Below are 24,359 nucleotides of genomic sequence, written 5' to 3' on the forward strand. Positions count from 1 at the left end.
TAAAAGGGCGGGGTTGGCGGGGATGCACGGGGGAGGTGCAAAACATGAAATGAGTGTTGAATCGACCACAGCATTCGCGGGCAAGCCTCGCTCCTGCAGGGTTTATGTCGGCCGCGGAATTGGGCACGACACATAACCTGTAGGAGCGAGGCTTGCCCGCGAAGAGGATCACAAGAGCGCTACAAGATCAAAGCCGGCCGTATTCCTGAGCCGTCCGATCAATCGCTTTCAAGGTCTTGCCCACCAGCTCATCAATCTCCTCCCGGCTGGCAATCAAGGCCGGCGCCATGATCATCCGCCCCAGCGTCGAACGAATAATCACCCCTTCCTCAAAGCCAATCGTGCGGCAACGCCAGGCAATGTTGTTCTCATTGGCAAAACGCTTGCGACTGCTTTTGTCCTCGGCCAATTGCAACGCCGCGACCATGCCGACACCCTGAATATCGCCCACCAACGGGTGATTGCCGAACACCTCGCGCAGGCACTGTTGCAGGTACGGTCCGATGTCATCCTTGACCCGCGTCACCACGCCCTCATCGCGCAACGCCGTGAGATTGGCAATCGCCACCGCCGCCGCCACCGGGTGCCCGGAGTAAGTCAAACCGTGGGCAAATACCCCGCCCTGCTCCACCAACACCCGGGCCATTTTCTTCGACAGAATCAACCCGCCCATGGGGATGTAACCGGAGGTCAAACCCTTGGCGATCGACAGCGTGTCCGGCTCGAATCCGAAGTGCTCGTGAGCGAACCATTCGCCGGTACGACCGAAGCCGCCGATCACTTCGTCGGCGCACAACAGCACGTCATACTTGCGGCAGATCCGCTGAATTTCCGGCCAGTAACTCTCAGGCGGGAAGATCATTCCGCCGGCGCCCTGGAACGGTTCGGCGATAAACCCGGCGACCTTATCGGCGCCCAGTTCGAGAATCTTCGCTTCCAGTTGCTGCGCCGCCCGCACGCCGAATTCGGCCGGGGTCAGATTGCCCTCGTGGGCGAAAAAGTACGGCTCGTCGATGTGTTCGATATCGGGGATCATGCCGCCCATTTCATGCATGAACTTCATGCCGCCGAGCGCCGTCGCCGCCAGGGTCGAGCCGTGGTAACCGTTCCAGCGACCGATCATGATTTTCTTCTCGGGCTTGCCGAGGATCGTCCAGTAACGCCGCACAGTGCGGATCAGCACCTCGTTGGCTTCGGAACCGGAGTTGGTGTAGATCGCGTGGCTGTAGTGCCCCGGCAACAGGCTGAACAGCAGCTCCGAGAGCTCGATCACCTGCGGGTGAGTGGTGTGGAAAAACATGTTGTAGTACGGCAACTGCTCGAGCTGCCGGGTCGCCGCAGCCGCCAGATCCTTGCGGCCGTAACCGAGGTTGGTGCACCACAACCCGGACATGCCGTCGAGGTAACGCCGACCATCGTTGTCCCACAGGTGCAGGCGCTCGCCGCGGACCATCACCCGCGGCCCTTCGTCATTGAGCGCTTTTTGATCGACGAATGCGTGGATGTGGTGCGCAGCGTCGGCGGCCTGGTAGTCGCGGGTTTCACGTGGTGTGGTCATCGCCAGTTCTCCGTTTTGTTATGAGCGGCTGTTATGCGCGCAGCTGAAACCAGGTGGTCTTCAACTGGGTGTATTTATCGAATGAGTGCAGCGACAGGTCGCGACCGAATCCGGACTGTTTGCCGCCGCCAAAAGGCACGGTCACGTCCAGTGCATCGACGCTGTTGACCGACACCGTGCCCGCTCGCAATTGCCGCGCCACACGGTGGGCGCGGTTGAGGTCGTCGGTCCACAGCGAAGCCGCCAGGCCATAGACGCTGTCGTTGGCCAGTTGCAAGGCGTGAGCCTCGTCGTCGAACGCCGTGACCGCCAGCACCGGGCCGAACACTTCCTCACGAAACAGCGGCATGTCCGGGCTCACGCCGGTAAAAATCGTCGGCTGAATGAAGTTGTTGGAGCCGTTGAAGATCGACTGCCTGCCCCCGCACACTCTGGTCGCGCCCAGGCGTTCGGCCTGTTGGATGAACTTCATGATGCGCGCGGTCTGACGGCTGTCGACGATTGCCCCGGCGCTGCTCGACGGGTCCAGCGGATCCCCCGGCTGCCAACGCTCGGCCTGCACTTTCAGGCGCTCGACGAACTCATCATGAATCGAACGCTGCACCAGCAACCGTGAGTTGGCCGAGCAGACTTCACCCTGATTGAAGAAGATGCCGAACGCTGCTTTCTCGGCGGCCAGGTCCAGGTCCTGGCAATCGGCGAACACCAGATTGGCGCTCTTGCCGCCGCACTCCAGCCACACCTGTTTCAGGTTCGATTGCGCCGAATACTGCATGAAATACTTGCCGACTTCGGTGGAGCCGGTGAACACCAGGCAATCGACATCCGGGTGCAGACCGAGGGCTTTGCCGGTCTGCTCGCCGAGGCCCGGCAGCACGTTGAGCACGCCCGGTGGTAGACCGGCTTCCAATGCAAGCTCAGCCAGACGCAGGGCGGAGAACGGTGATTGCTCGGCGGGCTTGAGGATCACCGAATTGCCTGCGGCCAAGGCTGGCGCGAGTTTCCACGCGGCCATGTCCAGCGGGAAATTCCACGGCACCACCGCAGCGACCACACCCAGTGCTTCGCGGGTGATGGTCGCCAGCACGTTTTGCGTACTGGGGGCGATCTGGTCGTAGAGTTTGTCGAGGCTTTCGGCGTACCAGCGAAACACCCCGGCGGCGCCCGGCACGTCGATGTTGTAGGCGTCCATCACCGGTTTGCCCATGTTCAGCGAGTCGAGCAGCGCCAGCTCTTCGCGGTGGGTCATGATCAGCTCCGCCAGACGCAGCAACACGTGCTTGCGCTCGCTCGGCGAACGCGCCGACCAGGTGCCGGCCTCGAATACCCGCTGCGCATTGAGTACCGCCGCGTCCACCTCTTCATCACCGCAAGCGGTCACGTTCGCCAGACGCTGGCCAGTGGCGGGGTTGATTGCTGTGAAGGTCTGACCCGACTGCGCCGAACGGGGTTTGCCGTCGATCAGGGCCTGGTCGGGAAACCGCAGCGCGGCGGCTTTGTTTTGCCAATATGCAAGCTCGAACACGTTCAGATGCTCCATGGGCTTTTCTTGTGTCTGAATGGTGGCCCAGGCCCGAGTCCAGTAAAAATAGTAAAAATGTCTTCGCAGACCATGAAAAAACTGGGCAGCCAATCTCCCCGGTGGCGCGGTATGTGGTTATTGTTCAGGCACAACAACACCGTCGTCAGAACGGATGCAGTCGGCGCGAAAATTGCCTGGATGTCGAGTCCATCCACCCCGAGGTTTGCCGTGGCTGCCTACAACCTGCGTCAATTGAAATACTTCATCACCACCGTCGAATGCGGCAGCGTCGCCGAGGCCTCGCGCAAGCTGTACATCGCCCAACCGGCGATCTCCACGGCGATCAAAGGCCTGGAAGACAGCTTCGGCGTGCAACTGCTGATCCGCCATCACGCTCAGGGCGTGTCCCTGACACCAAGCGGCGCACGCTTCTATCGCAAAGCCCAGGAACTGCTGCGCATGGCCAAGGAGTTCGAACAGAACGCCCTCGCCGACAACGACGTGGTGGCCGGGCAAATCGATATCGGCTGCTTCGAAACGGTCGCACCGCTGTACCTGCCGCAACTGATTGCAGGGTTTTCGGCGCTGTATCCGGGGGTAAAAATCCGCATCCGCGACGGCGAGCAGCAAGAGCTGGTGCAAGGCCTGACGTCGGGCACCTTCGACCTGGCGATCCTGTATGAGCACGAGCTCGACGCCACCATTCAGACCGAACCGCTGATGCCGGCGCAACGGCCTTATGCGTTGCTGCCGGCGGACCATCGCTTCGCCCAGCTCAAACAAGTGTCGCTACGTGATCTGTGCCTGGAACCGATGATTCTGCTGGACGTGCAACCGAGCCGGACCTACTTCGTCAGCCTGTTCGAAGAACTGAACCTGTCACCGAACATCGCCTTCAGCTCACCGTCGATCGAGATGGTGCGGGGGATGGTCGGGCAAGGGTTCGGCTTCTCGATCCTGGTGACGCGGCCGCATTCGGAATGCACTTACGACGGGAAGAAAGTGGTGTGCGTGGATATCGTCGAAGAGGTCACTGGTTCGGGATTGGTGGCGGCATGGTTGAAGCGCGGGCAACTGACCAAACCGGCGCAGTTGTTTGCCGATTATTGCCGGGAGCAACTCACTGCCAAGGCCGGGGCAAGCACATGAGCCAAGTGAAATCCTGTGGCGAGGGAGCTTGCTCCCGTTCGACTGCGCAGCAGTCGCATCTCCATTGCATGCGGTGTATCTGACACATTCAGGCGGCCGATTATGGGGCCGCTTCGTGACCCAACGGGAGCAAGCTCCCTCGCCACAGTTTTTGTGTTCTACCCCAAGAGTTACTTGCGCGGTTTGATCCGAGCGGTGGCTTCGGCCACCAACGGATCATCCGGCCAATAATAGGAGGTATCACCTACCCACACAGACATTGACACCTTTCCCAGTCAGCAAATGATGGCGTCCTCAGCTAAATTGCCATGGGACATTGACAGTCAATCGGGGCCTCAAGGATTGACAGATGTGAGCCGAGTCGAGACTAACATTGACAGTCTCTGAGAGCGAAAAGGTTTGGAGTGCGATCATGACATTGACAGTTACAGCCAACCAGGCTGTATGGCAGTATGAGAATCCTGCTCAGGGAACGGCAGGAGTGATCGCATAAATATGAGGAACCGGAAAATGTACCGACATGCGAGACGCGCAAATCGAAACTGATAGGCCTTATCCCAACAGTAGAAAATCATCGATGAGTTTTGGATGGACGTGACAGGTACATGCCAAAATACCTTCTTACTCCTTGCACTTTTGGACGATTTTTGTTCACTTTCGCATGGTCTGTGTCGAAGCCTGACCCGCTGTGCATGGAGCATTTACGAAAACTTATTCATCTCGAACATCACAACAGGATACGCGCACTGAATTTTACTGTTGTACAAGCCTGAAGCGGTATTAACCTGGCTGGAACATGTTTCCTAACCGCAATACATGAGTCATGTAAAAGGAATTCAGATCGATGATCTCTTACCTAGAAAGCGACGGGACGATTCTAACCAGTCCTTTTGAAATAGTAAGCGGTGAACAAAGCTATAGGAACTGGATCACTGTATTTATTGCAGAAAATGGCGGAAAAAAGAGTCTCTTGCTTCGGTGCCTGACCGAAGCAGGGCTTGGAAATACGCGGGTTCCCGTGGGCAAGCGAAGTCTGCGCCTAGAGAAACTTCAGGTCCTTCCTAGCAGAGTGATTGCCATTTCGGGTACGCCTTTGGATAGATTTCCTCGTGCAGGCACTAGAGATTTGCGATCCCGAAAAAGATCTACAGCTTACAATAGCGAACGTTTTGTATACCTTGGACAAAGAGCCATGAATGGCATGTCCGGAGTATCACAATCCGAAAGAAGCCTAGTCGGCTCACTTTTTACGAGAAGAGCATTTCTTAAAAAGCGCGAATCGCTACTGAAAACTGTCTTTTCTGCTCTTGATCTCGAACCGATAGTCTACGTGTTTCTGCGGGCGGTCCCATCCAGCCCATCAAACAAACGAAATATCCGGGCAGTTTTCGAGAAGCTTCTATTAGATTCCACGGAAGAAGAAAGAGCAGCAGCCGGGCTCAAAGGCGTGGATCTAGATGACTGGTCTGATTATTTCGATGACCTAATGCTGCAAGCGGCTAGCCTATCGGCTAATTCTGCAGCTATCGTATTCAACACCAATCGGCTACGGTTCCGGCAAAAAGCTAACGTTTCGAATTTCGACCTGCTGATAAAAATAGGAGCAATCGAGATAATCAAGACCAAATTCAAAAAAACTACTGAATTTGGCTCTGCAATTATTTCAGGTGAGGAACTAAGCTCTGGCCAATGGAATTGGCTGAGCAGCTTTGGCGGACTATGTATGGAGCTTGACGACAACTCTTTGATACTGGTGGACGAGCCAGAAAACAGTCTGCATCCAAATTGGCAGCGCGCTTACGTTCCAGAACTTTACCGCTGCATCCAAGGATTCTCTAATTGCCAGGTGGTGGTAGCAACTCACTCCCCTCTTATCGCTTCTGCAGTATCACCGGAATGGGGCGAAATTCGCACTTTGAAACGTTCTGCTGGTGACTTTTCAACAAGCATGAGCGTGAGACTTCACACTGCTTATGGTTGGAGCGCAACGGATGTCTACGACGAATTGTTTGGTATGTCTTCTACGAGGGCGCCTGGATTTATCGCCACGGCAAATCTAGCGCTCGAGAAAATTGCTGCGCGGGATGTGAGGCCTGATGATGCAAAAAATTGGTCGGCTGAACTGGAAACTGCGATCCCTACGCTTCCAGAACTAGATCCCCTGCGACAAATATTCGCGGACATCATAGCAAGCTTAATTAAATTTAGTGGGCCGCGCCGTCGTAAGGCGGCAATATGAGCTTCTTTGAAAAACTTGAATGGTCAAATGCAGACAAACGGGGTTTGTTTGCAGAGGTCCTGAAGTGCACCGGCGATTGGAGCACTGAAAAACCGGCCATAAAAAAGCTGCGCGCGCGCCTTTTAATCCTCCAGAAGTACAGGTGCGCCTACTGCCAGTACCCGATACCTTCTGATATGGTCGGATATCGTGAGCTTGAACACATCCTTCCAAAGGAGGGAAACTCTAATCAACCAGCAGCAAAGAAAAAAAGCGAGCTGGAGGACGACAGATATGCAACGGATGGCTATCCCCAGTTTAAATTCCAACCTAAAAATCTCGTAATAATATGTAAACCTTGCAATAGCTCCAAAGGAACATACGATACCCTTACCAAAAGAGGACGCGGGAGGTCACTGGTACGCTATCCGCCAGCCAACCGCTTTATTTGCTTCCATCCGCATTATCACAACTACGCAGCGCACATCCAGATAGACGAAAACTTCCTATATTCACACTCAACAGATGAAGGACGAGTTCTTCTAAAGATCTGCGGCCTAATGAAAGTCGAAAACTTAGAAAAAAAATTTGCCCCCGCCGCTCTCAAAATTACACTTCCCGGAAGAGATCTTTTATCGGTAATAAAAAGCTTAACCATGCAACTTCAAGAACGAAACATCGGATTAAGTCATGCTGTTAACGCCCTAATTATAAACCGCAAGCTTACTTCACCTGAAGCACACGAGTTGATAACTCAAAGTCTAAACTGTGATAGTGAACGGGATACATTGTTACTGAAACAGGCATGCCAGAGACTGGAAGCGCGAATGAAGGCCCCACGACAAACGCGTGCAAAAAAAGTCATCGCAAAAGCCCTAAAGTAACTTTAACAGCAGCATTAGAGCCCGACGAAGTAACCTGTCCCCACCTGAGTGACAGATTGCAGGTGGGTACACGGTCGCCAGATGTGGAAAGCAAAGAGGTATCTATGAAACCCGGGGCGACTCAGAGGGCGTCAAGAAGGTTATTGCCAAAACGGTTACAAGTCCTCCCATCGAACCTATATGAAATCTCTATAGCTCTTTTCTCCCTATCAACTCCTCAATAGCGAGGATCCGACCAGCAAGATTAGCGTCCTCTTCGCTTTTCATAATCCAATAGACACGCTTGAGATAGTTTCTCCCACGGTTACTCTGCGCTGTTACACCGATTAGTGCATAAAATAGAACATCACTTTGCGTAAGCCGAACAAAGCACTGAGGTGATAGATCGCGGTCTACAAACTTATCTATAACACCAGCGCGTAGCCTCTGACAGCGATCCCAAGTGAGCCAAAATATCGACCAAGGTAACCGTGACTCAAACGTGCGCCAGTAATCCTCTGGTAGGCTGTTACGAGCGAGTGCGTTATGTATTGGCTCGAAGCTCAGTTGTAGAAGCTCAGCCTGAGATTTAGATCTCCATCCCAGAGCTCGATTTAGGAAGTAGACTAGTAGGTATGTGACTTGGGAGTCATCTATGGAGTCCATAGAGTTTCGCCAAGCTACTAACCATGGATCCTCTCCGTAGTCATTCGGCACTAAATCTGGCGGCAGTATTTTTGCTAGTGTATATATGATTTTTCGAGGGATGTTAATGCGACTTCCGAGAAATCCAGCGACAGACTGAATGTCAACTGAAGCTGCTTTAACCCAAAGGCTTAGGTCCTCATCCTTCATGCTTTTTGCTTTGCTTAATCCTTCGAGAACAATTATCGGACCGAAAGTTCTAACCGTTATAGGTGCCAGGTCGTTTCTTCCCGCCGCAAGCATAGCTGCAATAGCATCGAGTTGCTGGTCTTTGTTCTCTACCACGCCGAAAGACTCATCTGCTGTCTTAATAGCTAACCAAAAATTCGGTTCTTTAATAAGTTCTGGGCGATGGGCTAAGGCGAGAGAGAATAGCTCGGGTGTAATCTTGATGCCTTCAATTAGTTCGGAAATTTCCAGCTCGGAAATCACTCGATGAAGAACAATTTTTTCGGCGCTTTCGCTATTAAGGAGTTGAACTAATTTTCGCGGATCACGATGCCAAGTTGTTCGCCCTAGGCGAGTAGCTAGAGCTTTTAGAACATCAGGCTCTACAAGGTTAAGGTTGGCCCAAAGGAAGTCGAATGACATCTCGTCTAGCGTATCGACCGTCTCAAGTGCCGACTTGGCAACAACAGCCCGCGCCGATCTCGCCTGTTTCGTTCCTAGCTCACCTTGTAGAAGGCTAATAGCTTCATGAACTGCTACTGGATTTTGTGGGGATATCTCAACCGCTCGGTGTAGTCGGCAAAGCGGTCGAAAAACCTCACGACCGCCGGCGACGTCGGATCCTAATCGGCGGAAAAAAGAGCGAAGGCCGCTTTGATCGGGGTGCGCTAAATCTAGTAGCGCGTCTTCCACCCAAGGAGATACGTTCAGCTTTACGTTGCCCGCGTCCACGATTTCTGAAAATCGACTTCGCACGCTTCGATCGGAGCTAGGCAAAATTTGGAGATCAAAACTCGCCCCTTCCACTGACCTGTCGCTAGCGGCGAAAGTACAGAATCTGAAACTTCTCCGAAGTCGTGGCCACTGCTGTGACCATATCGCTAGCACCGCCGTATCAACCTCAGGCCCCGACCGAGTGGCCACGATTTTATTCTTTGGTTTTCCATACAGCGCTGCCAATACAGGTTTCGCCCATGCTTCGGCGAAACTCGATAACGTTGGAAAGGACGCAGTGTTTATTCGAGTAGGTTTTGCATATTCCTGAAAGCTGCTAAAGCCGGTTGGGCGCTTGAAAACCTTCAATAAGCTCGTAAGACTCTCAACGCCGGCTAGGTCGTTGAAGTCAATGAGTAATGTGTGAGTCCAGACACATCCAGGTCGTGGCATCTCTGGTGCCGGCCAAGTACGACCTATCGCAAAAAAGCCCGAATCATGCAAAGGGTATCCTGTCAGATACCCATCCTCGTCCAACCTAGCACCTGGACCGGAAATGTCGCTTAAAGCGAGAAGTGTCTTCTGATCTCGTGGCTTCAATGTCACCGAAATTGCGAGCTGTTGGTGCCCGTCGGCATAACCATGGAGAGCTTGATGGACTATTGGCTTAGACGATTCCTTCACTCCATCAGCCATCTAAGTGGTTCCGTAAGATCGTGTGTTTCTGGAATTGGGCCAACTAACTGAATTCGCATTGAAGCACTATCGAGTGCTCGCAATTCTTCAGCTTGTGCTGCTGGCCTTGCGCTCACTTCGACAGGGTCGTAATCACCGCCCTGCGCGCTTAATCCGTAAGTCTGAAAAATCCAGCCATCGGCTCCCCGTTCTAAATACTGGGAGAGCATTGGGAGTTTGCTCTTTAAATACATTTCTGGCGTTAAACCTTCGCCACGAGCCTTATCCCAAGCCGATAATAGGATCGCCAATCGGCGGGGACCGGTGTCCAAGGGGGGCATCCGCAGCATTTGAAGCAAATCAATCAACTGAACCTGAGTTGGTGCAAGTCTCGGATGCCAAGGCGCATTATCATTATCAGGAACGTCTAGACCGAGCTCTTTGGAGAGTTCGACCTCGTCAACAACCCACTTCGGTGCACGAATTGTATCCGAATGGATAAACAACAAGACGCCCCCAGCCTGTAAGATCTCAGCGATCTCTGGGTCACAATCCCGGTCTTCCCACATACGCCTGTAAGCTTCGCCTGGTACATCTGGAAATGTTGCGCGCACGACGTTATCGGTTTGATCTAGGAGGTTTATGCTTACGAGCCGATTGCCCGCAACCGCCGTGCGGTCCTGGACTTTGGCGTCCCGCCAGCGTCGTGCTATAGCGTTTAAGTGCGAAGCTTCACCAGCACCCAGACCGCCGAAACGCAACGCTGTTGGTATGTCACGTGCGGTCACAAGATGCCAAAGCGCGGCTAAGAACGTAGTTTTTCCAGACGATGGAAGTCCAATTATAACAACCGACTGATCAGCCATTTGGCTCCTCCACCGGCTCATCGAGCGGCATCAATCTTGCGAAGGCACGTCCAAATTCAGGGCGGGCGGAAGTCAATGCTCGTGGCGAAGCAACTGGCCTAAGCCAGAATGACAATAACTCGGACACACCCGTTCCCCGCGAAACGGCGTTTGATTTTGGTGATGCGGCTAGTTGAAAAGATTCGACTTCAGCTAACGTGTTACCGAAAAAAAGCTTGATATCGCCGAGTAACAAGTTGAAGTCGTTGAATGCTCGTTCCGCGTGGTCTGAGGCGATGACTGCATCATACTTCGTTAAAATAAGGGCCAGACGCGAGTGAGGCCGTAATGCACCACCTTCGTGAAGCCCCTGAAGCATCATGATGATGTCGCTTTTAAGATTATGTCGTCCGCCATCAAGTAAGCGCTCTCCGTCGACGAGAACGGTAAGGATATCGGCACGAGAGATCTCCATAAAGCCTGCTACGACGCTAACATCGTCTGCAGCTGCTCGATACTCTTCTCCTGCCCTATCGCCGAGAAGGAGAACTAGATTTTTACGATCCGCCACTCCTGCAATCTCAAGGTGATAGAAATTTACCTCACCAATAGGCGTGCGGTTCATATGCGGAACACTTCGCCGAGAAGCCGCACGAGCGTCGTGACAGGCATGCTCGAACGCATGCAGACTCAGCGATCTTGCAAACTCGACTCCAGCAACAGGCCCTTCTTGAAAAAGATCGTAAAGGCTAGCAATGAGGCTGGTTTTACCTGAGTCGCTGGGCCCTAAAACTGCAATTACACGGCTCTCACCCCGACGGAGGATTTCTGATGCATCCTCGGGTGACAGGGTTTCTGCCGAAGGAAGTGTGATGCTCTGATCAACATCTTCCTCCTCTAACTCTTCACCTTCTGCCTCGTCATAGTCTGGCTCCTCCCCGTAGTGAGGGCAGGCATCCAATTCAAGGCCTTCTACACAGCGCCCCGTCTCCGCGACTCGACATTCAGGGTTCGCGCAAACGATGGTTTCGATGTCCTCATCCTCAGCCGCCATGATTCACCCGAACAATATGAGCAAGCGCTCACGATAAAAAAGTTCACCTAGCGTCAGCCGTGAAAGTGCATGTTCCGCATTAATTCCTGTGGCTGAAGCCCAAGCCGCAACCCAAGCATCACCTGCACCAATCTCTATCTGTCGTTTAATTGCATAGTGGATTGGAGTCGAGACTGGCGATGGATCAATTTCTTCAACCATCCCTTGCAGCCACTCAGGGGCTGGAGCATTGACTGCCGCCGCGAGCGCGATCTTCTTTCGTTCCTTTAGTCCTGCTCGTGACAGAATGGCGTTCACTGAAGGCGGGCCAGGAAGGAGTTCTGTCGCATTGGCCAATTCGCTCGCGAACACGAATGGCTGCGCATCAACCGGTAAAGTATCGAAAGCACAGTCATAGTCTTTGCTGCGCTGACCTGTAAGCCACCACAGCATTTGCAATTCTTCGTCTTGAACCCGAATAAAGTGTGCTGTAGCGCTGATTGCTTGCGCTTGCTGTTTAGCCAGGCTGCTGAACGCTGTTCGCGTAGTTTCAGCTGCCAATTCGAAAGCTTGTGCTACACCGGCCCAGTCTGGTTGGTCATTTACCTTCGCAACTGACTTCGCAAAATCAAACGTGGGGAGTTCCTTGGATGTAGCCAATGAAGGACGTTTGCGGTTCGCCTCGCTAAGCAGGTCAATTGCCTGTTCTCCTAGAGATGCAAGATCCATTGGTAGATTGGTCGTTCGCCCCTTGCCGAGCGCCGCAGTAGTAACAGCAAGTGCGGCGCGCTCGGCTTGATCTGAGCTTGTGTCTTCCATCAAGACGGCTAGACAAGCACCAGCAAGTACCTGAAGTTCCCGGTTATTACCATCCATTTCGAACGTTTCATCAGCAGTCTTAAAATGCTGACGGATTGTTTGGATGGATGATTGCAGTGGTGGCTGGCGAGTTCCGTAGGCCAGCCGAAGCAATGCTTCTACTATCTCGTTGTCTACGTTGGCAACGACGTTCAATAGGCCTTCCCAACGGCCGTGGCGACGAGCGGTGTTATCACCCATGCTGACAGAGTCATACCAGTGAGCGAAATTTTGATGCATTGGTTCCACCGAAGTAGCCATTATTGCGTCTCCCTTTGCATGACCGCGCGGGCCAGTTCTTCCAACTTGCCACGTTCGCTGGCGCGAATAAGCGCGCGTCCATAGCGTTCAGGTTCAGGAAGCTGAAGCTCAGCCTCCACGATCAGCCCGAGTTGCAATGTGATCTCACGACGGTCGCTAGCGGTCAGATTCCAGAAGCGGAATACTAAGTTGCGTGTGCTGGCGTCCCCCATGGCGGCTTCTCCGTTGGTTTCGTGCTCACGATCCAGAGCGTTTTTTTCCTCTGGAACCTGCTCTGCTGTGGGGGAGACGGCATTGAGGACTGGTGTCTCCGAAGCAACGGTAGGTAAGACCCTACGTTCCTCTCCAGGAAACCTAATAGTATGGCAAAAGACGGACTCATCTTCAGGTGTGAGTACCGCCCGGAACTTGTCTGGATTGGTCTGCCATTGGCGTAGGTGTGCTTCCACCGTCAGCTTACGGTCTCGGCCCGAACCAGTTATATGCACTTCAACCAAGTTGTAACCTGGCTGCCATCCGAGCTCTTGTCTATCTGGATTAACCGCCCCCGCGCTGAAACGAGCGTATTGGCGATCAAGCTGAAGTCGTTGTCGGTGTTTGTGCCCAAACATGTGGATTGTTGCTCGACCGCAAAATGCATCGCTGGCATCGTCTTGGTCCATGAACCAATCCGGTGGATGGTGGCACAACACAAGGTTCACCACATCGTCCACCGGGTCGAGCACGGTCTGAAGCGGGCTGAGATATAGGCTGTCACGTGTATCATCTCGGCCCTCAGCACCTGAGAGAATTACGGATGTCAGGCCATGAACGCGTAGCACAACGCTATTCTCAAGCTCCAGGTCCTGCTTCCAATAGAGTCGTTCTGGTAAATAAACCTGGCAGTTTAAGCGCTTTGCGAAGTCGTTATAGGCTGCAAGGGGGGCAAGCAAGGCCCGACTAGTGTCACCATCACTGATCTGATTCCGCAACTCGCGCTCTCGACGGTCATCCGGTGCACGCTTGATTGCAGCCTGAGCATTTCGAGTGGAAAGTGTTCTAAGAATTAGGCCACGATCCACATCATGGTTTCCCGGAACCACAAAAACACGCTCCAACGGGCAGCCGGCAACGGCTGCTAGCTCCGTAATCCAAGCCATTGCGACTTGATATTCCTCAGGAGCTCCCTTAAACGCGATATCTCCACCTATGAGAATCGCGCCTACTGGTCCGAGTTCAGAAACACGGGATCTGACATCTTGTATAAGCCGAGTTCGGTATGGGCGGTCTGGGTCTAGGTCGGGATTGAGGCAATCCGGTGATCTAAAATGGATATCGGCGATATGGAGCAACAGCACGGGTCCTTCCTCACTCTTGTTCTTCGATAGGGCAATATACCTCGAATAGAGCGCAGCCAGCATTGAAAAGCACGCAGGTGCCGGCAGATCTTCATTATTTGGGTTTATGTGTAATCGGCAGATGCCAACTGGCGATGAAGCACACCAGGAGAAACCCCCACTCGTGAGTCTCGCATCACATTTGCCTTGCAAATTTGCGGTTGAGCCATGGGATCAAGCTATTGCGGAGCAGCGCAGTCGCTGTGCCTATTGGTGGGCGCCTACAAGCGGTTTCTGTGGGAATACGATGCCCCCTCACGCTACCATCGTTCACAAACGGACAAGGCTGTTCATGGGCGTTGGCGCTCCTGGAGAATTATGCACATTTCCAAAATGACTTTGGTGAACTACCGAAACTTCAGCAACACAACGCTGAAATTTCAGCGGGGCGTCAACACCATCATCGGCGAGAATGGCTCAGGTAAGTCCAATATCCTACGCGCAATCCGTCTACTACTGGATGACACCATGGTGCGTGCCGCCTATCGACTGGAGGAATCGGACTTCTGCCGATCGCTCGGCGAATGGCGAGGCCACTGGATCATCATCAGTGTTGAGTTCGAAGAGATCAGCGCTGACGAAGCCGTGCAGGCGCTATTCCTTCATGGCACGGCTGCGCTCGAAGGCGGACCGCTGGCGAAGGCCACCTATAACCTCATCTTCCGTCCGAAAAAGGAGATCCGGCTCAAGCTGGCTGCTCTCGATGTTTTTGATGATGAAGAGCTTACGAAAATACGCAATGCCATCACGATTGACGACTACGAAACTGTGTTCACAGGAAGAAGCGGCGCCGATTTCAGCGACCCTTCCGTCTACCAATCGATCGTGGGCGATTTCGATACGTGTATTTTCAGTGCCGAGACTGAATTTCCTGAGATCGGGGCTAAAGTCCCCGGATTTCTCTCGGTTACGAAAGAAGTGTCACTGACCTTCATCCAGGCCCTTCGGGATGTCGTGGCCGAGTTTCACAACAACCGAACGAACCCGTTGTTTACGCTTCTCAAGAGCAAGAGTGGCGAGATCGATCCAGTGTCGATGCTTCCGATAACCGAGATGGTCAGGAACCTGAATGCCTCTATCGAAGGCCTCGAAGACGTGCAATCGGTTCGTAACCACATTCGGGAAACCATCAAGGATGCAGCCGGAGAAACCTACTCGCCTGCTTCGCTTTCAATTAAATCTGACCTACCAGACGAAGCAGAAAAATTATTTCAGTCGCTGCGCCTCTTCGTCGGCGAGGTCGATGACGGGTATGAGGGTGGTATCCATGAACTGAGCTTGGGCGGAGCAAACCTCATCTACCTGACGCTGAAGCTTCTTGAGTTCAAGTATCAGCGAGAGAAGCTTGCCATTGCCAATTTTCTGCTGATAGAGGAGCCCGAAGCGCACATCCATACCCACATCCAGAAAACTCTGTTCGACCGTATTTCCTACAGCGATGCCCAGATCATCTACACGACGCATTCGACCCACATCTCCGAAGTGAGCAATGTGAGTAACGTCAACATTCTGGGACGGCAAGGCTCATATTGCGAGGCTTATCAACCCGCTACGGGGCTCGAGCCATCAGAGGTGAGAAGCATCCAGAGATATCTGGATGCCGTTCGTAGCAATTTGCTCTTCGCTAAAAGCGTGCTGCTCGTTGAAGGCGATGCGGAGGAGATACTGATCCCGATCTTGGTGAAGAAGGTGCTTGGGCTGAGCGTTGATGAGTTGGGTATTAGCGTCATCAACATACGCAGCACGGGGTTCAAAAACGTCGCTGTCCTTTTTCACGACCTCCGAATCCGCAAGCGCTGTGCGATAGTCACTGACCTTGATACCAACTTCTTTGATGTGACGCCGCAGCCCACTGATCATGAGTTTCTGGCAAGCAAAAAGCGCAAGGCGATAGGTTCCCAAAAAGCTGGCGCCGAGCGCAAGGTTGGTCTCGATGCCTTTGTCGCTGGAAACCCTTGGGTCTCGGCCTTCTATGCACCACACACCTTTGAAGTTGACCTAGTATCAGCGGGCAACGAGGAGGCGTTTGTTCGAGCAGCGAGCAAGGTCTATAAAGCGCCGCACACTATCAATGAAGCGGTGGAAGCCCTTCGATCAGGTCAACCTCACCTAGTAGGTTTTCGTGCGCTGTTGATGGCTGAGTATGAAGGGAAAGGCTGGTTTGCAATCATGCTCGCCGAAGAACTGGACCATCAGGTAGCGATCCCTCCCTACATCTTGCAGGCCCTTCACTTCGCGCATGGGCAAATATCCCCTCTGCTGCTCGCCAGAATCCTACAGTATCGAGTTGCCCGCCAAATCTATGCCGATCCTTCAGCACAGCCACGACTAGCAATCCTTAGGGGTGAGGTTGAGCGTTTCCAACGCGGCGAAATCGATCTGGTTTTCCTAAAAGCTGCTGTCGCCCTTGCGCTACCAGGCGATGCCATTAGTTCGTTCATGGCAGGCATTGCCTGATGTTCGCCTGGGATCCCCGTGAATTGAACGCCGAGCAGTCTGCCGCAGTCGAGGAACCTTCGAGCGTATTCCTCATCGCATGCCCTGGTAGCGGAAAAACGCGAACTTTGACCTATAAGATCGCTTATGAGCTGTCGCGGGCCACGGACAAGCGGATTGTCGTGGCGATTACTTATACGCACCGCGCAGCAGATGAAATTCAGGAGCGCATTGAAGATCTCGGCGTTGACACGTCAAAGCTGTGGATCGGGACCATTCACTCATTTTGCATCGAGTGGATCATTAAGCCATATGGCATCTACCTTCCAGAGCTTTCCCGCGGCTATCGAGTCCTAGACAAGCACGACCGCGAACTCATGCTCGATAGGCTATGCGCGCCCTACGCAAAGATCACGCACTGGGATTGCGATTACTACTTCAGCAAAACGGGCTATCACCTAGGCTGCAAAGATGCTTGGAAGCATGAGACGCTTCATAAAATTCTTGGTGAGTATTTTCGCGAGCTCGCCGACGCGCGTCAGATCGATTTCGAGCTGATCCTTTGGTATGCGCAGGTTCTGATGCGTGATCAAAAGCATATTGCATCACTTCTCGCTTCGGTCTTCTCGTATGTCCTGGTAGACGAGTATCAGGACACGAAGCAAATTCAGTATGGCCTTCTTACCGCTATTTTGCGTGCCGGAGCGGGGCGAACGAAAACCTTCATCGTCGGCGATCCAAACCAAGCTATCTACGGCTCCCTCGGTGGCTACGCAGTTCCGGTGGCTGATTTTCGTGCCGAGGCTGGAATCCCGATAAGAGAAATGGCGCTTACCCGGAATTACCGTTCGAGCAAGAGGATCATTTCCCACTTCTCGAATTTCAACGTTTATCCGACATCAATTGAGAGCGCGGGATCGAATGCGTCGTTTCCAAGCAAGGTTTCGTACAACCAGCACGTAACACTCCCCAATTTGCATGACGAGCTAGTACGACTGATCCAAGCAAGCCTTGCTGCCGGGCATCCTCCTGAGGAGATCTGCGTGCTCGCCCCATGGTGGATTTTATTGGCATCGACGACGCGCCAATTAGTGAGGATGCTTCCGGATCAGCAATTTGACGGCCCTGGCCTAGTCCCCTTTAGCAACGATATAGACAATTTCTGGTTCAAGGTTTCGAAAATCATCCTGACTGAGTCATCGCCGAAGATGCTTGTTCGTCGCATGCGATGGGCCAGGGATGTGATCAGCGACCTGGGTGATTTGGGCGTTGATACATCACGTCTGACACAGCGGCTCCTATTGAGGGAATGCAACTCAATTTCAATTTCCGAGACGGATGGGATCGCCTACCTTGACCAAGCCTTCACCGCGCTGCTTGAACGACTCGGCGTAGCCCTTAATAGCTTCCCCGCATTAGTGGAGCACCGCGATGCATTCTTTCGCAGCTCACAATCTCGGATCGACAGGCTCCAAAAGGACGGAGCCCCGTACATCAACGATATCTCTTTCTTCAGGAAGGTATTTCGCGAGCGGACTGGTATCACCGTTTCGACGATCCACGGGGTAAAAGGTGCCGAGTACGATGTGGTCATCGCGTTCGGCCTTCTTCAGGGGATGGTGCCTCATTTCACTGAGGCCGCAAGCTTGGATGCTGCGAACAAGCTGCTCTACGTCGTAGGTTCCCGTGCCCGCAAGCATCTACATCTGATTTCTGAGAGCGGGCGTTCACAAGGCCGCTATGGGAACTATGTGGCTACAGAGGCACTGCTGGTATGTGTCTTTGACTACGACGCAGCCGAGTAGCATCCCGCTTGGGGGTTCGCCATCGGAAGTACGCCTCGTCCCGGCACTTTGCTGGCCAAGAAGCTAGTTTGGTAAGGCATGGTGGCTCCTTGCGTTAGCAAACCCGAAGCAATTGTGTCTTGGCGAGTCTGTAAGCAAGCTAGCGATGTTGGGGAAAACAGTAACCCTATTCTCACTCTCAGTGGCCTCTGTGAGTCTGACCATTGTATTGTCCAAAATAACAATCCGCGGCTGCTGCGCATGGCCAAGGAGTTCGAACAGAACGCCCTGGCCGATAACGACGTGGTGGCCGGGCAAATCGATATCGGCTGCTTCGAAACGGTCGCACCGCTGTACCTGCCGCAACTGATTGCCGGGTTTTCGGCGCTGTATCCGGGGGTGAAAATCCGCATCCGCGACGGCGAGCAGCAAGAGCTGGTGCAAGGCCTGACGTCGGGCACCTTCGACCTGGCGATTCTGTATGAGCACGAGCTCGACGCCACCATTCAGACCGAATCGCTGATGCCGGCGCAACGGCCTTATGCGTTGCTGCCGGCGGACCATCGCTTCGCCCAGCTCAAACAAGTGTCGCTACGTGATCTGTGCCTGGAACCGATGATTCTGCTGGACGTGCAACCGAGCCGGACCTACTTCGTCAGCCTGTTCGAAGAACTGAACCTGTCACCGAACATCGCCTTCAGCTCACCGTCGATCGAGATGGTGCGGGGGATGGTCGGGCAAGGGTTCGGCTTCTCGATCCTGGTGACGCGGCCGCATTCGGAATGCACTTACGACGGGAAGAAAGTGGTGTGCGTGGATATCGTCGAAGAGGTCACTGGTTCGGGATTGGTGGCGGCATGGTTGAAGCGCGGGCAACTGACCAAACCGGCGCAGTTGTTTGCCGATTATTGCCGGGAGCAACTCACTGCCAAGGCCGGGGCAAGCACATGAGCCAAGTGAAATCCTGTGGTGAGGGAGCTTGCTCCCGTTCGACTGCGCAGCAGTCGCATCTCCATTGCATGCGGTGTATCTGACACATTCAGGCGGCCTGATTATGGGGCCGCTTCGTGGCCCAACGGGAGCAAGCTCCCTCGCCACAGTTTTTGTGTTCTACCCCAAGAGTTACTTGCGCGGTTTGATCCGAGCGGTGGCTTCGGCCACCAACGGATCATCCGGCCAATAATGCTTCGGATACCGCCCCTTCAAATCCTTCTTCACCTCGGCGTAGGTACTGCGCCAGAAGTTCGCCAAGTCCTGAGTCACCTGCACCGGCCGCCGCGCCGGGGACAGTAGATGCAGCTTCACCACTTGCCGCCCCCCGGCAATGCGCGGGGTATCGGACAGGCCGAACAGTTCCTGTAAACGCACCGCCAGAATCGGCGGCTGTTCGCTGTAGTCCAGACGAATCGAAGAACCCGACGGCACACTCAGGTGATGCGGCGCCTGTTCATCCAGCCGTTGCGGCAGCGGCCAGGGCAGCAAGTTATGGACGATGCTCGACAGGTCCAGATTGGCGAAATGACTGAGGCGCGAGACTTTGCCCAGGTACGGCATCAGCCAGTGCTCAAGGTTTTTGAGCAGTGCGGTATCGCTGACATCCGGCCATTCACTTTCACCCTTACTGCCGAGGTCCAGCTGTCGCAGCAATGCCACGCGCGCCTGCCACTGACGCAGCTCCGGGGTCCACGGCAACAACTCCAGCCCCTTGCGGCGTACCAGATTGACCAGCGCCTGGCTGCGCGCTGTTTCGTCGAGGCCGGTCAGCGGTTCGCGGCTGAGGATCAACTCACCAACCTTGCGCTGACGCTCGGCGCGCAACACACCTTCGCGCTCATCCCAATCCAGTTGATCGACCACGCGCACTTGCTCGGCCAGTACGGAATCGAACAGCGCCGGATCAAAATCCGCCGCCAGATAAATCCGTTCCTCGCGCTGCCCCTGACGACTGCCCAGATCCGCAATCACCAACCACGCTTGCTTCATCAGACTGTCTGCTTCAGCGAACAACGCCGCACGGCCGTTGGCCAGGCGATATTCAGCGCCACCGGCGCGGCGTTGCTGGGCGACACGGTCTGGATAGGCCAACGCCAACAGGGCGCCGAGCCAGCGTGGATGATCCGGATCGCTGACCGGCTCCGTCGCTTTGCCACGCAGGTAACCGCGATACTGCCGCGCCAGTTGCCGGGCACGTTGCACGCCACCCTGAGCACCGCGAGCCGCACGCTCTTCGCCGGACAACAGCACCAATCGGCTGTGCAGATCCGCTCCGGCGCCACGCAAGATGTCCCGCTCACCGAGCAATGCCGCAACATCGCAGGCCATGTCGGCCAAACCGAGCGCCTGACCGCGCAACAACAAATGGGCGATGCGCGGATGCGCCGGCAATTCGGCCATGGCCTGACCGTGACGGGTCAGCGCGTCGCCGTCCAATGCGCCCAGACGATCAAGCAGATCCTGAGCCTGTGCATAAGCGGCGGCGGGCGGCACGTCGAGCCACACCAATTGCGTCGGTGTCACGCCCCAGCGCCCGAGCTGCAAGGCCAGACCGGCAAGGTCGGCCGAGAGAATCTCCGCGCTGGCATAGGCTGCCAATTGCTCGTGCTGATCCTGCGACCACAACCGATAACACACGCCCGGCTCCAGGCGCCCTGCCCGGCCGGCACGTTGAGTGGCACTGGCTTTTGAAATTCGTTGGGTATCGAGCCTGGTCATACCGCTACCGGGATCGAAACGCGGCACCCGCGCCAGCCCGGCATCAATCACCACACGCACGCCGTCGATCGTCAGGCTGGTCTCGGCGATGTTGGTCGCCAGCACCACTTTGCGCTTGCCCGCCGGTGCCGGATCGATTGCCGCGCGTTGGGCGGCGAGGTCCAGCTCACCGTGCAACGGGCAGAGCAACACCTGTGTGCTCTCGCCCAGCGCATCCGCCAATTGTTGATGCACGCGACGGATTTCCGCCTGCCCCGGCAGGAACACCAGCACGCTGCCGGTCTCATCATTCAAGGCTTCGAGAATCGTCTGCACCAGGCGCGGCTCAATAAATTCGCCGGGCTGGAACGGCCGACCCCAGCGCATCGCCACCGGGTACATACGGCCTTCACTGCGCAGGATCGGCGCGTCATCGAGCAACCCGGCCAGGCGTTCGCCTTCAAGCGTTGCAGACATCAAAAGGATTTTCAGCGGCTGGTCGTCGCGAAACAGCTCCCGGCCATTCAGGCTCAGGGCCAATGCCAGGTCCGCGTCGAGGCTGCGCTCGTGGAATTCGTCGAAGATCAGCAGGCCAACGCCGTCGAGTGCCGGGTCATCCTGCAAACGTCGGGTGAGAATGCCTTCAGTGACCACTTCAATACGGGTCTTGGGGCCGACTTTGCTGTCCAGCCGGATCCGGTAGCCAACGGTTTCACCGACCTTCTCGCCCAGCTCACTGGCCAAGCGCTCCGCCGCCGCCCGCGCTGCCAAACGGCGCGGCTCAAGCATCAGAATGGTCTGCCCGGCCAGCCACGGCTCGTTGAGCAAGGCCAGCGGAACACGGGTAGTTTTACCGGCGCCGGGCGGTGCTTCGAGCACGGCTTCGTGACGTGTAGCCAAGGCTTCACGCAGGGCGGGTAAAACTTCATCAATCGGCAAAGAAATCATGCTGGCTCCAAAACAGAGCGGCGAGTATAACGGCGAACTGCTCGGCGTTAATGACGGTCCTAATTCATACAGGCGTCCTTTCGTTTTGAAATTACCCAGGAGATTTCATATGCGTGTTCCCTTTCGCTTGATTGGCGGTGTATTGGTCGCGACGTTGCTGACCCAGGTGACCGCTTGCGGATCGATTTTCTATCCTGACCGTCGTGGTCAGATTGACGGCAAGATCGACCCGGCCATCGCCGCGCTCGATGCCGTGGGCCTGCTTTTCTACATCATCCCCGGCCTGATCGCGTTCGCCGTGGACTTCGCCACTGGCGCGATTTACTACGCGCCCGGTGAGACCGCACAGGTGGCCCCGGAAAAACTCAAGGAAGCGATCGGCGCCGACGGCAAAGTTGATAACCATAAGTTGCAGACTATTCTCGAAACCGAGTTGGGCCGCAGCTTCCCGCTGGATGACCCACGCCTGATTCAACACAAAGGCAGCACCCAGCAACTGGCCCTGTTAGGCCTGCAACCCGCCGCGTAATCCGTGCACGTAAAGGAATAGCCGCCCCTATGATTTCCAGCTCCGAACACGCCCGCCTGCTGCGGCTGGCGACTCGTGCCTCGGTGGCGGTGGCGTGTACGCTGATCGTCGCCAAAGCCATCGCCTGGTGGTTGAGCGGTTCGGTGAGCATGCTCGCCGGGTTGACCGACTCAGCGCTCGACGGCGTCACCTCCTTGCTCAATCTGCTGGCGGTGCATTACGCGTTGCGCCCGGCCGATGACGATCACCGTTACGGGCACGGCAAGGCCGAGTCGCTGGCGGGCATGGCTCAAGCGTTGTTCATTGGCGGCAGTGCGGTGCTGATTTCTTTGCAGGCGATCGAGCGGCTGAAACATCCGGAACCGGTGGGCGCGCCATGGATCAGCATCGGCGTGATTGTGTTCTCCCTGGCGCTGACCGTGGCGTTGCTGATGTTGCAACATCGGGTGGTCAAGGCCACCGGCTCCAACGCGGTGCGCGCCGACTCCCTGCACTACCGCTCGGACTTGCTGCTCAATGGCAGCATTCTGCTGGCATTGGTGTTGGCCGGGTTTGGCTGGCATCAGGTCGACCCCTGGTTCGGCCTGGCAATCGCTGCGTACATCTTCTGGAGCGCGATTCAGATCGCCAAGGAAAGTTTTACGGTGCTGATGGATGAGGAACTGCCGCCGGAGGTGAGCCAGCATATGCTTGAGCTGGCCTGCGGCGTTCCGGGGGTGCTGGGCGCGCATGACCTGCGCACGCGGATTTCCGGCAACCAGTGGTTCGTGCAGTTGCACCTGGAATTGCCGGGGGACCTGACCCTGTCAGTCGCCCACGGCATCAGCGATCAGGCCGCCGATGCGATTCACGCCGCTTACCCGCGAGCCGAAGTGCTGGTGCACGCCGACCCTCAGGAAGTGGTACTGGCGGCAAAGACTCAGAAAGAAACCTGATAGCCGCGACTGCTCAGGCAGTTACCTTGAGCCTGGCGGTAGGCTTGCACCACCGACGGGTCTGGCTGGTAGGTGGCCGTCCGCGGATTGAAGCCACTTTGCTGCACCGCGTATTGATAACACTCGTAACCGTCCTGGTTGACCTGCTCCGGCGACTGGCCGTTGGCCGGATAGGCCTCCACGTCGTAGCTGTTGCTGACCGGCTGCGGCTGCATTTGCACCGGCGGCTCGACCACCACGTAGTCCTGACTGTTTTCCTGATAGGCGTAATACGAACCAGCCGCCAGGAACAGCAGCGCCCCGCCGATCCACACCTCACGCGCGTAATCGGGCAAGTAACTGACTCGAATCCCGCGAGGCGGTTGAACCACCACATAACGCGGGCCTTGTGGGCGATACCAGTAGCCGCCGGAATAGAAATAATCCCGACCACCGTAAGGCACGCGGTAGTCACGGTCCGGGAAGCGGTCGATCACATGACCCGGGCGATATTGCGGGCCGGGGCCCCAGCCATTACCGTGCCCATCCGGACGACCCGCCCACCGACGATCATCGGGACGCGGACCGTTGTTCTGCCATTGCTGGTTGTAATTGTTGCGCTGTGGATTGTCCTGATAGTAACCACGCTGTGGCTGCTGGGTCTGGCGCACCGCGTCGGGGCGACCCTGGATCGGCAGGTCATTGGCCGGGAGCTGCGGGGGTGGCGGCGGTGAGCGAACAGGATTGTTGTAGTCGGGCTGCGGACGGTTCTGCCATTGGCCATTGTTCTGAGTCTGGCCGTTGTGCTCGAACTGGCGGCTGTTGTCGCCACGAATGATGTCGTTGTCCTGCGGGCGCGGCTGATTATTGCCGCCATGCCCCTGATTGTTGCCCTGATGGCCGTCCGATCCACGTTGCCCGCCATCGGGGCCACGGTTTTGCTGATCATCGGCCAGCGATTGCGCAGTGACACTCACACACAGCAAACCAACACCGGCCAAACGCCAGATGCGCGACTTCATGCTTTTCCTCACTGCGGGTTAGGGCCTGTACGTAAGACTTGGAAAGTACAGGGCGGTTCTGCAACAGGTTATCAGTCGCGCAACTTATTT

16 protein-coding genes and 2 pseudogenes are annotated in these 24,359 nt (G+C 55.4%); 8 read left to right on the forward strand and 10 right to left on the reverse strand.

What is annotated here, in order from left to right:
• Positions 1 to 187: 187 nt before the first annotated feature.
• Positions 188 to 1,558: an aspartate aminotransferase family protein gene (locus tag RHP74_RS27170; RefSeq protein WP_311096717.1), complete on the reverse strand. Its 1,371-nt coding sequence runs from the start codon at positions 1,556 to 1,558 to the stop codon at positions 188 to 190.
• A 31-nt stretch (positions 1,559 to 1,589) separates the two neighbouring features.
• Positions 1,590 to 3,083 carry an aldehyde dehydrogenase gene (locus RHP74_RS27175; RefSeq protein WP_311100566.1) on the reverse strand — a complete coding sequence of 498 codons (1,494 nt, stop codon included), beginning with the start codon at positions 3,081 to 3,083 and terminating at the stop codon, positions 1,590 to 1,592.
• 225 nt (positions 3,084 to 3,308) lie between these two features.
• Here RHP74_RS27175 and RHP74_RS27180 point away from each other — a divergent pair, with 225 nt between their 5' ends.
• The 3 genes from RHP74_RS27180 to RHP74_RS27190 all read left to right on the forward strand — a co-directional run bounded on the left by RHP74_RS27180 (position 3,309) and on the right by RHP74_RS27190 (position 7,331).
• Entirely contained in the window at positions 3,309 to 4,229 is a 921-nt protein-coding gene (locus tag RHP74_RS27180; protein ID WP_083377264.1) for a LysR substrate-binding domain-containing protein, read from the forward strand.
• An 844-nt stretch (positions 4,230 to 5,073) separates the two neighbouring features.
• Positions 5,074 to 6,468 carry an AAA family ATPase gene (locus RHP74_RS27185; RefSeq protein ID WP_311096718.1) on the forward strand — a complete coding sequence of 465 codons (1,395 nt, stop codon included), beginning with the start codon at positions 5,074 to 5,076 and terminating at the stop codon, positions 6,466 to 6,468.
• The gene (locus RHP74_RS27190; RefSeq protein ID WP_311096719.1) at positions 6,465 to 7,331 is read left to right on the forward strand and encodes a hypothetical protein; all 867 of its coding nucleotides are present in this window, start codon (positions 6,465 to 6,467) and stop codon (positions 7,329 to 7,331) included. The genes RHP74_RS27185 and RHP74_RS27190 overlap by 4 nt, the downstream gene beginning before the upstream one ends.
• Positions 7,332 to 7,520: 189 nt before the next feature.
• On the opposite strand, the gene RHP74_RS27195 is transcribed toward RHP74_RS27190, so the two are convergent.
• From RHP74_RS27195 to RHP74_RS27215, 6 genes and pseudogenes are all read right to left on the reverse strand, one after another.
• Positions 7,521 to 8,876, reverse strand: coding sequence for a hypothetical protein (locus tag RHP74_RS27195; RefSeq protein ID WP_311096720.1), 1,356 nt, complete (start codon positions 8,874 to 8,876; stop codon positions 7,521 to 7,523).
• Between the two features lie 438 nt (positions 8,877 to 9,314).
• Positions 9,315 to 9,593, reverse strand: a pseudogene (locus RHP74_RS31510) (hypothetical protein); the annotation flags it as partial.
• Positions 9,578 to 10,438 (reverse strand): TRAFAC clade GTPase domain-containing protein, encoded by an 861-nt coding sequence (locus tag RHP74_RS27200; RefSeq protein WP_311096721.1) that lies wholly within the window; start codon positions 10,436 to 10,438, stop codon positions 9,578 to 9,580. The pseudogene RHP74_RS31510 and the gene RHP74_RS27200, both read right to left, overlap by 16 nt.
• The gene (locus RHP74_RS27205; protein WP_311096722.1) at positions 10,431 to 11,471 is read right to left on the reverse strand and encodes a TRAFAC clade GTPase domain-containing protein; all 1,041 of its coding nucleotides are present in this window, start codon (positions 11,469 to 11,471) and stop codon (positions 10,431 to 10,433) included. The genes RHP74_RS27200 and RHP74_RS27205 overlap by 8 nt, the downstream gene beginning before the upstream one ends.
• Before the next feature lie 3 nt (positions 11,472 to 11,474).
• Positions 11,475 to 12,569, reverse strand: coding sequence for a GTPase-associated system all-helical protein GASH (locus RHP74_RS27210; protein ID WP_311096723.1), 1,095 nt, complete (start codon positions 12,567 to 12,569; stop codon positions 11,475 to 11,477).
• Positions 12,569 to 13,969 (reverse strand): metallophosphoesterase, encoded by a 1,401-nt coding sequence (locus tag RHP74_RS27215; protein WP_311096724.1) that lies wholly within the window; start codon positions 13,967 to 13,969, stop codon positions 12,569 to 12,571. Before RHP74_RS27215 ends, RHP74_RS27210 begins: the two co-directional genes overlap by 1 nt.
• 294 nt (positions 13,970 to 14,263) lie before the next feature.
• Here RHP74_RS27215 and RHP74_RS27220 point away from each other — a divergent pair, with 294 nt between their 5' ends.
• From RHP74_RS27220 to RHP74_RS27230, 3 genes and pseudogenes are all read left to right on the forward strand, one after another.
• Positions 14,264 to 16,402 carry an AAA family ATPase gene (locus RHP74_RS27220; protein WP_311096725.1) on the forward strand — a complete coding sequence of 713 codons (2,139 nt, stop codon included), beginning with the start codon at positions 14,264 to 14,266 and terminating at the stop codon, positions 16,400 to 16,402.
• Positions 16,402 to 18,186 carry an ATP-dependent helicase gene (locus RHP74_RS27225; protein WP_311096726.1) on the forward strand — a complete coding sequence of 595 codons (1,785 nt, stop codon included), beginning with the start codon at positions 16,402 to 16,404 and terminating at the stop codon, positions 18,184 to 18,186. The genes RHP74_RS27220 and RHP74_RS27225 overlap by 1 nt, the downstream gene beginning before the upstream one ends.
• Before the next feature lie 231 nt (positions 18,187 to 18,417).
• Positions 18,418 to 19,116, forward strand: a pseudogene (locus RHP74_RS27230) (LysR substrate-binding domain-containing protein); the annotation flags it as partial.
• Positions 19,117 to 19,287: 171 nt separating this feature from the next.
• Here the strand turns inward: RHP74_RS27230 and hrpB are convergent.
• Complete coding sequence (hrpB, locus tag RHP74_RS27235; protein ID WP_221107455.1) at positions 19,288 to 21,804, reverse strand: ATP-dependent helicase HrpB; 2,517 nt, start codon at positions 21,802 to 21,804, stop codon at positions 19,288 to 19,290.
• Positions 21,805 to 21,913: 109 nt separating this feature from the next.
• Here hrpB and RHP74_RS27240 point away from each other — a divergent pair, with 109 nt between their 5' ends.
• Together RHP74_RS27240 and RHP74_RS27245 are read left to right on the forward strand one after the other, a co-directional pair.
• Positions 21,914 to 22,333, forward strand: coding sequence for a hypothetical protein (locus RHP74_RS27240; RefSeq protein WP_010467395.1), 420 nt, complete (start codon positions 21,914 to 21,916; stop codon positions 22,331 to 22,333).
• Positions 22,334 to 22,362: 29 nt separating this feature from the next.
• A complete protein-coding gene (locus RHP74_RS27245; protein ID WP_010467394.1) occupies positions 22,363 to 23,268 on the forward strand; it encodes a cation diffusion facilitator family transporter in 906 nt (301 codons plus the stop codon).
• On the opposite strand, the gene RHP74_RS27250 is transcribed toward RHP74_RS27245, so the two are convergent.
• Positions 23,253 to 24,269 (reverse strand): DUF6515 family protein, encoded by a 1,017-nt coding sequence (locus RHP74_RS27250; protein WP_311096727.1) that lies wholly within the window; start codon positions 24,267 to 24,269, stop codon positions 23,253 to 23,255. The two genes, RHP74_RS27245 and RHP74_RS27250, sit on opposite strands and share 16 nt — an antisense overlap.
• Between the last annotated feature and the right edge of the window lie 90 nt (positions 24,270 to 24,359).

This window comes from Pseudomonas sp. SG20052, from assembly GCF_031766055.1.
GTDB lineage: Bacteria > Pseudomonadota > Gammaproteobacteria > Pseudomonadales > Pseudomonadaceae > Aquipseudomonas > Aquipseudomonas mandelii.

What these genes read in the sequence shown, in the direction of transcription:
- RHP74_RS27245 (WP_010467394.1), top strand. Translation starts at nt 22,363, where the DNA reads ATGATTTCCAGCTCCGAACACGCCCGCCTGCTGCGGCTGGCGACTCGT.
- RHP74_RS27215 (WP_311096724.1), bottom strand. Translation starts at nt 13,969, where the DNA reads ATGCTGGCTGCGCTCTATTCGAGGTATATTGCCCTATCGAAGAACAAG.
- RHP74_RS27220 (WP_311096725.1), top strand. Translation starts at nt 14,264, where the DNA reads ATGCACATTTCCAAAATGACTTTGGTGAACTACCGAAACTTCAGCAAC.
- hrpB (WP_221107455.1), bottom strand. Translation starts at nt 21,804, where the DNA reads ATGATTTCTTTGCCGATTGATGAAGTTTTACCCGCCCTGCGTGAAGCC.
- RHP74_RS27185 (WP_311096718.1), top strand. Translation starts at nt 5,074, where the DNA reads ATGATCTCTTACCTAGAAAGCGACGGGACGATTCTAACCAGTCCTTTT.
- RHP74_RS27200 (WP_311096721.1), bottom strand. Translation starts at nt 10,438, where the DNA reads ATGGCTGATCAGTCGGTTGTTATAATTGGACTTCCATCGTCTGGAAAA.
- RHP74_RS27170 (WP_311096717.1), bottom strand. Translation starts at nt 1,558, where the DNA reads ATGACCACACCACGTGAAACCCGCGACTACCAGGCCGCCGACGCTGCG.
- RHP74_RS27240 (WP_010467395.1), top strand. Translation starts at nt 21,914, where the DNA reads ATGCGTGTTCCCTTTCGCTTGATTGGCGGTGTATTGGTCGCGACGTTG.
- RHP74_RS27225 (WP_311096726.1), top strand. Translation starts at nt 16,402, where the DNA reads ATGTTCGCCTGGGATCCCCGTGAATTGAACGCCGAGCAGTCTGCCGCA.
- RHP74_RS27205 (WP_311096722.1), bottom strand. Translation starts at nt 11,471, where the DNA reads ATGGCGGCTGAGGATGAGGACATCGAAACCATCGTTTGCGCGAACCCT.
- RHP74_RS27210 (WP_311096723.1), bottom strand. Translation starts at nt 12,569, where the DNA reads ATGGCTACTTCGGTGGAACCAATGCATCAAAATTTCGCTCACTGGTAT.
- RHP74_RS27190 (WP_311096719.1), top strand. Translation starts at nt 6,465, where the DNA reads ATGAGCTTCTTTGAAAAACTTGAATGGTCAAATGCAGACAAACGGGGT.
- RHP74_RS27250 (WP_311096727.1), bottom strand. Translation starts at nt 24,269, where the DNA reads ATGAAGTCGCGCATCTGGCGTTTGGCCGGTGTTGGTTTGCTGTGTGTG.